This is a genomic window from Cryobacterium sp. 10I1 (genome assembly GCF_035019805.1).
Classification (GTDB): Bacteria; Actinomycetota; Actinomycetes; order Actinomycetales; family Microbacteriaceae; genus Cryobacterium; species Cryobacterium glucosi.
In genome coordinates this window covers 1-9,478 of the sequence record NZ_JASJVF010000126.1, presented here as the reverse complement: position 1 = coordinate 9,478, position 9,478 = coordinate 1, and the positions used below count along the sequence as shown (strand labels likewise).

The window sequence follows — 9,478 nt, the reverse complement described above, 5'->3', positions numbered from 1 at the left end:
GGGCGGGGGGGGCGCGCGCGCCGGCGTCGTTCACGCCGTCGCCGACCATGGCAACGACCCGTCCCTCGGCTTGCAGGGCGCGGATGGCCTCGGCCTTTTCGGCGGGGAGCACGCCGGCGCGCACGTCGTCGATGCCGACGAGGGTGCCTACGTTCCGGGCAACGGTGTCGTTGTCCCCTGTCAGGAGCACCGGGGTGAGGCCGAGGCGGCGGAATTCGGCGATTGCGGCGGCGCTCGTGTCCTTGACGGCGTCGGCGACGGTGAGGATGCCGCGGGCCACTCCGTCCCAGGCCACGGCGACCGGGGTCTCGCCTCTGTCCTCGCCAGCGGCGAGCGCCGCCTCGAGGTCGGGCGTGAAGACGATGCCCCACTGCTCGGTGAGCCAACGCGGCCGGCCGACGGCGACGAGGCGACCGTCGACGACGGCCTGTACTCCGAGGCCGTCCGCGGAGGCGAACGATTCGGCCGCCGGGAGGGTACCGACCCGTTCCCTCGCCCCGGTCACGATGGACTTCGCGATCGGATGCTCGGACCCGGCCTCTGCGGCCCCGGCGAACCGGAGCAGTTCGGCGGCCTCGAGCCCTGAGGCGGGGACGGCCTGAACCAGGGACATCCGCCCGGTGGTCACGGTGCCGGTCTTGTCGAGCACGATGGTGTCGACGCGCCGGGTGGATTCGAGCACCTGCGGGCCCTTGATCAGGATGCCGAGCTGTGCGCCGCGGCCGGTGCCGACCAGCAGTGCCGTCGGTGTGGCCAGCCCGAGCGCGCAGGGGCAGGCGATGATGAGTGTCGCGACGGCGGCGGTGAAGGCGACGACGGGGGTTGCACCGACCAGAAGCCAGACCGCGAGGGTCGCGAGGGAGAGACCGAGGACGATCGGCACGAACACCCCGGAGACCCGGTCGGCGAGGCGCTGCACGTCGGCCTTTCCGGTCTGGGCCTGCTCGACGAGGCGCCCGAGCTGGGCGAGTTCGGTGTCTGCGCCGATCCGGGTGGCCCGGACCACGAGCCGTCCGCCCGAGTTGAGGGTCGCCCCGACGACGACGGCGCCCGGACCGACTTCGACCGGCACGGCTTCGCCGGTGAGCATGCTCGCGTCGATGGCGGACACGCCCTCGACCACGACGCCATCCGTGGAGATCTTCTCGCCGGGCCGCACCACGAACTGGTCGCCGACGACGAGGGATGATGTGGGCACGATGACCTCGACGCCGTCACGGAGCACGGCGGTCTCCTTGGCGCCCAGTTCGAGGAGGGCGGTGAGCGCCGCCCCGGACTGCTTCTTCGCGCGCGCCTCGAAGTACCGGCCCGCGAGGAGGAAGACCGTGACCGCGGATGCGACCTCGAGGTAGATCTCGTTCGCTCCGCCGCCGGCCTGGGCGGTGAGGCTGAACGTCATCCGCATGCCCGGCATGCCGGCGGTGCCGAAGAAGAGCGCGTAGAGCGACCAGCCGAGTGAGGCGATGATGCCCATGCTGATCAGGGTGTCCATGGTCGTCGCGCCGTGCCGGAGGTTCATCCACATGGCGCGGTGGAAGGGCCAGGCGCCCCAGACGGCGACGGGCGCCGCGAGGGTCAGGGCGAGCCACTGCCAGTTGGTGAACTGCAGGGCGGGAATCATCGACATCGCGGCGACGGGGATCGCGAGCGCCGTCGACACGAGGAGGCGGTGACGCAGGCTCGCCACCTCGAGCTCCTGCGCCGTGGGAGCGGGTGCGCTGCCAGAGGTCCCGGCGGTCGGCTCCGGCGGGCGCGGGCGCTCTGCGGTATAACCGGTGTCCTCGATCACGGCGATGGCCTGGTCGACGGTGGTGCCCTCTGGCAGGGAGACGCTCGCCTTTTCGGTGGCGTAGTTGACGGATGCCTCGACTCCCGGCATCCGGTTCAGCTTCTTCTCGATGCGGGTCGCGCAGGAGGCACACGTCATCCCGCCCACGAGAAGGTCGACGCGTTCGGTGGTCATCGTGACTCAGCGACCAGTTCGTAACCCGCTTCGTCGACGGCGGCTGCGACGGCAGCACGGTCGACTGGGGCGCCGGTTACCGTCAGGACGGACGTGCCGCCCGGAACGAGGGTGATCGCGACGTTCTCGGGGCCGGCGAGCTTGCCGACCTCCTTCGTCACGGCCGCTACACAGTGCGCGCAGGTCATCCCCGTCACCTGGTATTCGCTGATGCCGAGGTCGTTTTCCGTCTGTCCGATCATGGAATGCACTTCTTTCTGGTTCCTTGTAGTGAATGGGTGAGCCGTGGCTCAGGACCGCACGAGCCGTGCGATGGCGTCGAAGGCCTCTTTGACCTTGGCGTCGGCCTCGTCGCCGCCCTTGACGGCGGCCTCGACCACGCAGTGGCTGAGGTGGTCGTTGAGCAGGCCGAGAGCGACCGCCTGCAGGGCGCTCGTCATCGCCGACACCTGGGTGAGGATGTCGATGCAGTACTTGTCGTCTGCGACCATGCCCTGCAGACCGCGGGCCTGGCCCTCGATCCGGCGGAGCCGTTTCAGGTAGGCGTCCTTGTTGGACATGTAGCCATGCGGACCGCTGTGCGGGTCTGCACTCGCTTCGGCGGCGATCGTTGCGGTCGCACCTGCTGCGGTCGCACCGACCGCGGTCGCACCGACCTCCGTAGAACTGATATCCGTCATCGCGCTGTCCTCCTCGTCGGATCCTTATACCCCCCTATGGTACACCCGATACCCCCCTATGGTACATATTCGGCCCGATTCGTCCCGATGGCCCGGTCTCCCTAATAGGGGGGTGAGCTTCGACCGACTACCTTTGATAACATGACGCCTCCTGATACAACAGCGCCGAGCGAGGCAGCAACTGCCCTCGTCGCGAAGACCTTCTCCGAGCTCGGCCTGACCGATGCCGTGCTCAAAGCCCTCAAGGACGTCGGGTACGAAACTCCCTCGGCCATCCAGGCCGCGACCATTCCCCCCTTGCTCGCCGGCCGCGACGTCGTCGGCCTCGCCCAGACCGGGACCGGAAAGACGGCAGCGTTCGCGCTGCCGATCCTGTCCCGCCTCGACATGGCGCAGAAGAACCCGCAGGCCCTCGTCCTCTCCCCCACCCGCGAGCTCGCACTCCAGGTCTGCGAGGCCTTCGAAAGCTACGCCTCGCACATGCGCGGCGTGCACGTCCTCCCCGTTTACGGCGGACAGGGTTATGGCGTCCAGCTCTCCGCGCTCCGTCGCGGCGTCCACGTTGTCGTCGGTACTCCCGGTCGCATCATGGACCACCTCGCCAAGGGAACCCTCGACCTGTCCGAGCTGAAGTACCTCGTGCTCGACGAGGCCGACGAGATGCTCAAGATGGGCTTCGCCGAAGACGTCGAGACGATCCTCGCCGACACCCCGGAAGACAAGCAGGTCGCGCTGTTCTCTGCGACCATGCCCGCGTCCATCCGGCGCATCGCCAAGAAGTACCTGCACGACGCCGAAGAGATCACGGTCAAGACCAAGACCACGACCTCGGCGAACACGACCCAGCGTTACCTGATGGTCTCGTACCCGCAGAAGGTCGACGCGCTCACCCGCATCCTCGAGGTGGAGAACTTCGAGGGCATGATCGTCTTCACCCGCACCAAGAACGAGACAGAGACCCTCGCCGAGAAGCTTCGCGCGCGCGGCTACTCGGCGAGCGCCATCAACGGTGACGTCGTGCAGGCTCAGCGTGAACGCACGGTCGAGCAGCTGAAGTCGGGCAAGCTCGACATCCTCGTCGCAACGGATGTCGCCGCTCGCGGCCTCGACGTCGAGCGCATCAGCCACGTCATCAACTACGACATCCCGATCGACACCGAGTCCTACGTGCACCGCATCGGCCGCACCGGCCGCGCCGGGCGGAGCGGTGCCGCGATCAGCTTCGTCACACCCCGTGAGCGTCACCTGCTCAACGCCATCGAGAAGGCAACCCGCCAGCCGCTCACCCAGATGCAGCTGCCGAGTGTCGAGGACGTCAACATCACCCGCCTGGCGCGCTTCGACGACGCGATCACCGAGGCGCTGGGCCAGACCGCCCGCGTCGACCGGTTCCGCGACATCATCGCCCACTACGTCGAGCAGTACGACGTGCCGGAGGCCGACGTCGCCGCAGCTCTCGCGGTCGTCGCCCAGGGTGAGACCCCGCTGCTCCTCTCCGAGCAGGATGCCCGCAACCAGCGTCGCGACGAACGCGAACGCAACGAACGCGAACGCTCCGAGCGCAACGACAGCGGCAGCTATGCGCCCCGCAACGATCGCAACAACCGCGACAGCCGTGGCGGACGCGACGACCGTGGCGGACGCGACGATCGCTGGGACCGCGACGACCGCCCGCGCAAGAGCGAGCGCCCCGAACCGCGCCCCCGCGACAGCACCATCCCGCTCGTCTCCTACCGGATCGAGGTCGGCAAGCGCCAGAAGGTCGAGCCGCGCCAGATCGTCGGCGCGATCGCGAACGAGGGCGGCCTGAGCCGCGAGGACTTCGGGCACATCCAGATCAACCCGGACTACTCGCTCGTCGAGCTGCCAGAGAACCTGTCCCAGGACGTCCTCGATCGTCTCGTGGGAACCCGGATCAGCGGCAAGCTCATCGAGATCCAGCCGGACAACAGCGGCCCGGTGCGCCGCGAGGACCGCGCCCCGCGCCACCCCCGCCGCGACTAGCGCTCGGAGGCCGTCGGCGCGGTGATGGAACATCTGCGACACGAGCGGTGTTCTATCCACTGACCCGCGGGCGACGTGAGAACGCAGCCGGCGGTCACCCCAACGTATGTGGAGGAATCATGAGTACAGAACAAGCGATCCTGGCCGGAGGGTGTTTCTGGGGAGCGCAGCAGTTGCTGCGCCGGCGCCCCGGCATCATCTCCTCGCGGGTCGGCTACTCGGGAGGCGACACCCCGAACGCGACCTATCGTCATCACGGTGACCACGCCGAATCCGTCGAGATCGTCTTCGATCCCGCGGTGATCAGCTACCGCGAGCTGCTGGAGTTCTTCTTCCAGATCCACGACCCGTCGACGAAGAACCGGCAGGGCAACGACGTCGGTCGCAGCTATCGCTCGGCCATCTACTACACGACGCCCGAGCAGGAACGGGTCGCCCGCGACACGATCGCGGACGTCGACGCCTCCGGCCTGTGGCCGGGCAAGGTCGTCACCGAGGTCGAGCCTGCTGGCGATTTCTGGGAAGCCGAAGACGAGCACCAGGACTACCTGGAGAAGTACCCCGCCGGGTACACCTGCCACTATGTCCGGCCGGGCTGGCGCCTGCCCGCCCGCACGGAGACATCCGTCTAAGAACTGCACTCGCGGCCCCGGTGATCTGATCGCCGGGGCCGCGCTCGTCTCAGGCACCTCCCGTCCACTGCCGGGGTCGGGAGCGGCCCACACCTCTGCGGCTACAGGTCCGGCCGAACGGTCCGGCCGAGGTCCCACGGCTCGGCCCAGCTGAGCTCATCGAACATCCGCGACAGCACGATCGCCGTGAACCCCCAGATCAGCCGGCCGCCGACGGTGAAGGCCGGCGAACGGTACGCGGCTCCCCCGACGGTGTGAGCCGTGCTCACCCGGTTGGCGGGGTCGAGCAGGTCTGCGACGGGCACCCGGAAGACGTCGACCGTCTCCAGGTGATCGACGGCTGCCACCTCCGACTCGCGCGTCCACCAGGCCGGCACCGGGGTCACGAGGTGGTTGCTCACCGGCACGGGCAGTGCCGGAAGGGTGCCGAGCGGCTCGAGGCCCTCCGGGTCGAGGCCGGTCTCCTCGACGGCCTCCCGCAGAGCGGCCGCGATCGGGCCGGCATCGGAGGCTTCGAGCCGTCCGCCCGGGAAGGCGATCTGCCCCGGGTGGCTCCCGAGCGTTGCAGCACGACGCAGCAGCAACACGTCGAGGTCCCGTGGGACCTGCGCTCGCGCGCGTCCCTGCACCGGTGACTGGGCAGGCGAAGAGTCGAGCACCCCGAAGAGGACGAGCACCGCAGCGTGCCTTGCCTGCGCCGCATCCGGCAGGGAACGCGTCACCCCGGTGTGCCAGTCCAGGCCGCGCTCGCACAGAGCCGCGAGCTGCGCCCGGGGATCGTCCGTTACGTCGAGCATGACCCCAGCCTAGAGAATCGCGACGAAGGTCCTCCAAGGTGACACAACGGATGCCCCCGCCTCAATCCGCTGAACACGATGCAATATCCAATGCTAAGTTGTTGTGCATCGCGAGTGCTGGGGGCCGCATGTCATCCGATACTGTCTTTGTCTGGGTCTGCGTCGCTGTGGGCTGGCTGATGATCCTGGGCTCACTACTCGTCACGCGGACCCGAGGGGCGCAGGACCGGCGCTTTCTGCAGTTCTGGCACACCACCGGTTTGCCGATCGGCACTGAACGGATGGCGGCCACCGTCCGCCGCCGGATTCGCACCTCAGGAACCGTCGTCCTCGTCGGTGCGCTGACCGGTCTGCTCGCGGCATCCGTGATCCTCCTTCTGCGACCGGAACTCGCCTCGCCCCCGTTCGTCTGGCTGGTCGCCCTGCCGGCGACCCTGATAGGAGCGTCCACACTCGACCTGGGTCTCACCGTTCGACAGTCGCGATTCCTGCCCTCCATGAATGGCACTCGACCGGATCGGTCGCCCGCGGTCGTTCTCGCCGATTACGTCAGCCCTGGACGGTTGCGCGCGGCCCCCTTGCTGGTGATCGTCGCGGCCGTTCTCGCGGGCACAGCCCTCTGGCTGGGGTCCGTCGGCGTTCTCGATCTCGCCGTCTTCCTGCAGAGCGCCGCGCTTCCGGTTCTTGCCGTTGCGGGCTCCAGCCTCGAGGCCGGCAGGTTCGCATCACGGCGGATCCTCCGCCAGGCCCAGTCGGCGGGTACCGACCTCGAGCAGGCCTGGGACGACGCCTTCCGCGCCGAGACCTTGCGCAGCGCGAGCATGTTTCAGACCATGATCGCGTGGCTGGCCGTTGGAGCCGTCGGCCTGGGAATCCTCAACGGCTGGGACGCGGGGACGGGAACGACCTGGAGCACCGGACTCGGGTCCCAGCTCTTCACCTGGGGCTATCTCGCGACGATCATCTGGTTCGGTCACAGCAGTGCAACCGGGTACTCTCGCGGGCGCCTCTGGCCGAATATCGTCCAACCGGGCCCCCCGGCAGACCAGACGGCCTAACCTCCCCAGCCCAACCGGGTCGGCTACACTCGCGGCATGCCGGTCAGAACCGTAGCCCACTCCGCCCGCGACCTCATCGGCCGCAACCGCACCGTCGACCGCGTCTACCGCACCTCCGTCGGTGTCATCGGCGGGGGAACCGTCGTGCTGGGTATCGTGCTCATCCCTCTCCCCGGGCCCGGCGCGTTGATCAGCCTCGGCGGCCTCGCGCTGCTCGGCACCGAGTTCGACGGCGCGAAGAAGGTCAGCCGCCGGGCAAACGACCTCGCCAGGCGGGGTGCCTCCAAGGTCTCACAGCTGCGTCAGGACCGCAGGGACGCCCGCCAGGACTGACCGGAATCCGCGACGAACGTCACTCGCGAGCGATCGTGCCCTGCGGGTCAACGGATACCGCGATCGCCGTGACGCTCCGCTCCAGGAACGACACGATCTCCTCTGAGGGCATCTCGGTGTCGAGCGCGAGGTCGACGAGGATGTCCTCGGCGAATCCGACCCAGGAGCGCAGGGCGAGACGAAGCAACTCCGAGTCCGCGACTCCGAGTTCCAGGAAGACCGTGATCACGCGATCGGCCTGGGCCGCCCGTGCTTCTTCCAGCACCTCGCGCACCTCGGTGTCGCCGCTCGCGACACCGCGCACGAGGGAGAAGAATGTCCCGCGGTACTCGCGGACAAAACCGACGATCCGCGTCAGGGTGTCGCGGAGTCGTTCGAGGGGCGGCAGTTCCGGGGCAGGCTCTGTGGCGTCCAGCATGGCGTCGCGGGCTGTGCGCACCACTTCACGGTGCAGGCCCTTCTTCGAGGTGAAGTAGTGGAACAGCAATCCGCGGGAAACGCCGGCCCGCGCGGAGAGGTAGTCGATGGTGAGGGATTCCAGCGGCTGGTCCGCGAGGGACTTCACTCCGAGCGCGACCAGCTGGGCCCGGCGCTCGTCCGGAGTCAGCCGCGTTCGCCGCTCCGTTTCCATGGTTAGAGCATATCCGCGTTCGGCAGCGGGCCGTCCACGGCACCCCCGAACCGGGCACTCCCACGCGAGTGCCCGGTTAGCAGATCGCAAAAAGCGTTGCCAAACCGTGATGTTTCGCAAATCCGGCTATTAGTACACTCGTCAACAGCGCTTATTGGTTGGCGAGTCAATAACGACCTGCCGGACTGTTTGCCCAGATCAAGGAGGATCTATGAAGTTCACCAAGCTCACCGGCACCCACGCCGGACGGATCGTGCTCGCTGCGGTTCCCGTGGCCCTGCTGTCCACCGTCCTCATGGCGGGGGTGGCCAACGGCGCCGTCCCCGTCTCGTTCGCCGTGTCGGGAGGCCAGTTCAAGATCAGCGCTTCCCAGCTCGATGGGACGGGCTTCTCTCAGTACGGAGGCGTCGCCCAGGAAGGCAAGACCGGCACGTACCACCCCGTCGCGATCGCGAACATCGCGACCGCGAGTCTGGCCGACCTGTGCCAGTCCGTGGTCGCCGTGACCCCGCTCGGCAAGGTCGGCCTGCTCATCGGTGCGGGCGGCGGCGGCAAGCCGGCCACCGCGACCGACCTGCAGATCGGCATGACCGACCTCAAGGGTGACGCGACCTTCGGCAACATCCGCATCGGCGTGGACGCCGCCGCGGTGAAGACGGCGGCCAAGGGCACCACGGGCGACTTCGCCCAGGACGCCGACACGATCAAGGTCGCCGGGCTTCAGCAGACGGCATGGAGCACCCAGGCCTCGGTGTTCACCCTGAACGGCATGCACCTGCAGCTGACCAACGGAACTGAGTGCTTCTAATCGAAGCACCCCGTCACCACGGAGGAGACCGGATGAAAACCAGCACGTGGGCCACATTCACTGCCTGGTGCCGTCAGAGACCGTTCGTCGGTGGCATCCTCGTCGTGCTGGCCGGAGTGGAGATGTTCTTCTCCGGCCAGCTCGACGTCGGCACGATCCACGTGCAGGTCGGGATCGAAGGCATGCAGGCGATGATCATCCCGATCATCGTGGTGCTGCTCGGTATCCTCGCGATCGCGATGCCCACGCACCGGATCTTTTACGGGGTGATCACACTGGTGTTCTCGATCTATTCGCTGGTCGGCGTCAACCTCGGCGGATTCTTCATCGGGATGGTCCTGAGCGCGATCGGCGGCATTCTGGTCGTCGCCTGGATGCCGAAGCCGGCCAGGGCGGGAACCGCCGTCGAGCTGTTTGCGAGCCCGGTCGAGGAGCCCGACATCCAGTTGGGTGAGCTCTTCGAAGAACGCTCGCGTCCGCGGCGTGCCCTGTGATGCGCGACGATGCGGCTGAAGACGGAGGGTTCTGCGCCGGTTTCTGACATGGTCCTATCTTAACCTGCCGGGGGTCAC

11 protein-coding genes are annotated in these 9,478 nt (G+C 68.0%); 6 read left to right on the top strand and 5 right to left on the bottom strand.

What is annotated here, in order from left to right:
* From QN345_RS11700 to QN345_RS11690, 3 genes are all read right to left on the bottom strand, one after another.
* A partial coding sequence (locus QN345_RS11700) for a heavy metal translocating P-type ATPase (protein ID WP_323508671.1) occupies positions 1-1,963 on the bottom strand: 1,963 nt, incomplete at its 3' end.
* Positions 1,960-2,205 (bottom strand): heavy-metal-associated domain-containing protein, encoded by a 246-nt coding sequence (locus QN345_RS11695; RefSeq protein WP_134450244.1) that lies wholly within the window; start codon positions 2,203-2,205, stop codon positions 1,960-1,962. The genes QN345_RS11700 and QN345_RS11695, both read right to left, overlap by 4 nt.
* A gap of 48 nt (positions 2,206-2,253) precedes the next feature.
* Positions 2,254-2,643, bottom strand: a complete 390-nt coding sequence (locus QN345_RS11690) for a metal-sensitive transcriptional regulator (RefSeq protein ID WP_134450243.1) — start codon at positions 2,641-2,643, stop codon at positions 2,254-2,256.
* Between the two features lie 141 nt (positions 2,644-2,784).
* Between QN345_RS11690 and QN345_RS11685 the strand changes: the two genes are divergently transcribed.
* Positions 2,785-4,647, top strand: a complete 1,863-nt coding sequence (locus tag QN345_RS11685) for a DEAD/DEAH box helicase (RefSeq protein WP_134558511.1) — start codon at positions 2,785-2,787, stop codon at positions 4,645-4,647.
* 119 nt (positions 4,648-4,766) lie between these two features.
* Positions 4,767-5,279: a peptide-methionine (S)-S-oxide reductase MsrA gene (gene msrA / locus QN345_RS11680; protein ID WP_134558512.1), complete on the top strand. Its 513-nt coding sequence runs from the start codon at positions 4,767-4,769 to the stop codon at positions 5,277-5,279.
* 101 nt (positions 5,280-5,380) lie between these two features.
* On the opposite strand, the gene QN345_RS11675 is transcribed toward msrA, so the two are convergent.
* Complete coding sequence (locus QN345_RS11675; protein ID WP_322136071.1) at positions 5,381-6,076, bottom strand: CoA pyrophosphatase; 696 nt, start codon at positions 6,074-6,076, stop codon at positions 5,381-5,383.
* A 128-nt stretch (positions 6,077-6,204) separates the two neighbouring features.
* Between QN345_RS11675 and QN345_RS11670 the strand changes: the two genes are divergently transcribed.
* Together QN345_RS11670 and QN345_RS11665 are read left to right on the top strand one after the other, a co-directional pair.
* Positions 6,205-7,134 carry a hypothetical protein gene (locus tag QN345_RS11670; protein WP_322140749.1) on the top strand — a complete coding sequence of 310 codons (930 nt, stop codon included), beginning with the start codon at positions 6,205-6,207 and terminating at the stop codon, positions 7,132-7,134.
* 36 nt (positions 7,135-7,170) lie between these two features.
* Positions 7,171-7,467: a PGPGW domain-containing protein gene (locus QN345_RS11665; RefSeq protein ID WP_134561327.1), complete on the top strand. Its 297-nt coding sequence runs from the start codon at positions 7,171-7,173 to the stop codon at positions 7,465-7,467.
* A 19-nt stretch (positions 7,468-7,486) separates the two neighbouring features.
* On the opposite strand, the gene QN345_RS11660 is transcribed toward QN345_RS11665, so the two are convergent.
* Positions 7,487-8,098, bottom strand: a complete 612-nt coding sequence (locus QN345_RS11660) for a TetR/AcrR family transcriptional regulator (RefSeq protein WP_322136073.1) — start codon at positions 8,096-8,098, stop codon at positions 7,487-7,489.
* 211 nt (positions 8,099-8,309) lie between these two features.
* Between QN345_RS11660 and QN345_RS11655 the strand changes: the two genes are divergently transcribed.
* Both QN345_RS11655 and QN345_RS11650 read left to right on the top strand, forming a co-directional pair.
* The gene (locus QN345_RS11655; protein ID WP_134450236.1) at positions 8,310-8,906 is read left to right on the top strand and encodes a DUF6230 family protein; all 597 of its coding nucleotides are present in this window, start codon (positions 8,310-8,312) and stop codon (positions 8,904-8,906) included.
* A gap of 32 nt (positions 8,907-8,938) precedes the next feature.
* Complete coding sequence (locus QN345_RS11650) at positions 8,939-9,400, top strand: DUF6114 domain-containing protein (protein WP_174774589.1); 462 nt, start codon at positions 8,939-8,941, stop codon at positions 9,398-9,400.
* Positions 9,401-9,478: the final 78 nt, after the last annotated feature.

Bases quoted from the DNA above. Each gene is read 5' to 3' on its own strand.
- QN345_RS11695 (WP_134450244.1), bottom strand. From the start codon at position 2,205: ATGATCGGACAGACGGAAAACGACCTCGGCATCAGCGAATACCAGGTG.
- QN345_RS11690 (WP_134450243.1), bottom strand. From the start codon at position 2,643: ATGACGGATATCAGTTCTACGGAGGTCGGTGCGACCGCGGTCGGTGCG.
- QN345_RS11685 (WP_134558511.1), top strand. From the start codon at position 2,785: ATGACGCCTCCTGATACAACAGCGCCGAGCGAGGCAGCAACTGCCCTC.
- msrA (WP_134558512.1), top strand. From the start codon at position 4,767: ATGAGTACAGAACAAGCGATCCTGGCCGGAGGGTGTTTCTGGGGAGCG.
- QN345_RS11675 (WP_322136071.1), bottom strand. From the start codon at position 6,076: ATGCTCGACGTAACGGACGATCCCCGGGCGCAGCTCGCGGCTCTGTGC.
- QN345_RS11670 (WP_322140749.1), top strand. From the start codon at position 6,205: ATGTCATCCGATACTGTCTTTGTCTGGGTCTGCGTCGCTGTGGGCTGG.
- QN345_RS11665 (WP_134561327.1), top strand. From the start codon at position 7,171: ATGCCGGTCAGAACCGTAGCCCACTCCGCCCGCGACCTCATCGGCCGC.
- QN345_RS11660 (WP_322136073.1), bottom strand. From the start codon at position 8,098: ATGGAAACGGAGCGGCGAACGCGGCTGACTCCGGACGAGCGCCGGGCC.
- QN345_RS11655 (WP_134450236.1), top strand. From the start codon at position 8,310: ATGAAGTTCACCAAGCTCACCGGCACCCACGCCGGACGGATCGTGCTC.
- QN345_RS11650 (WP_174774589.1), top strand. From the start codon at position 8,939: ATGAAAACCAGCACGTGGGCCACATTCACTGCCTGGTGCCGTCAGAGA.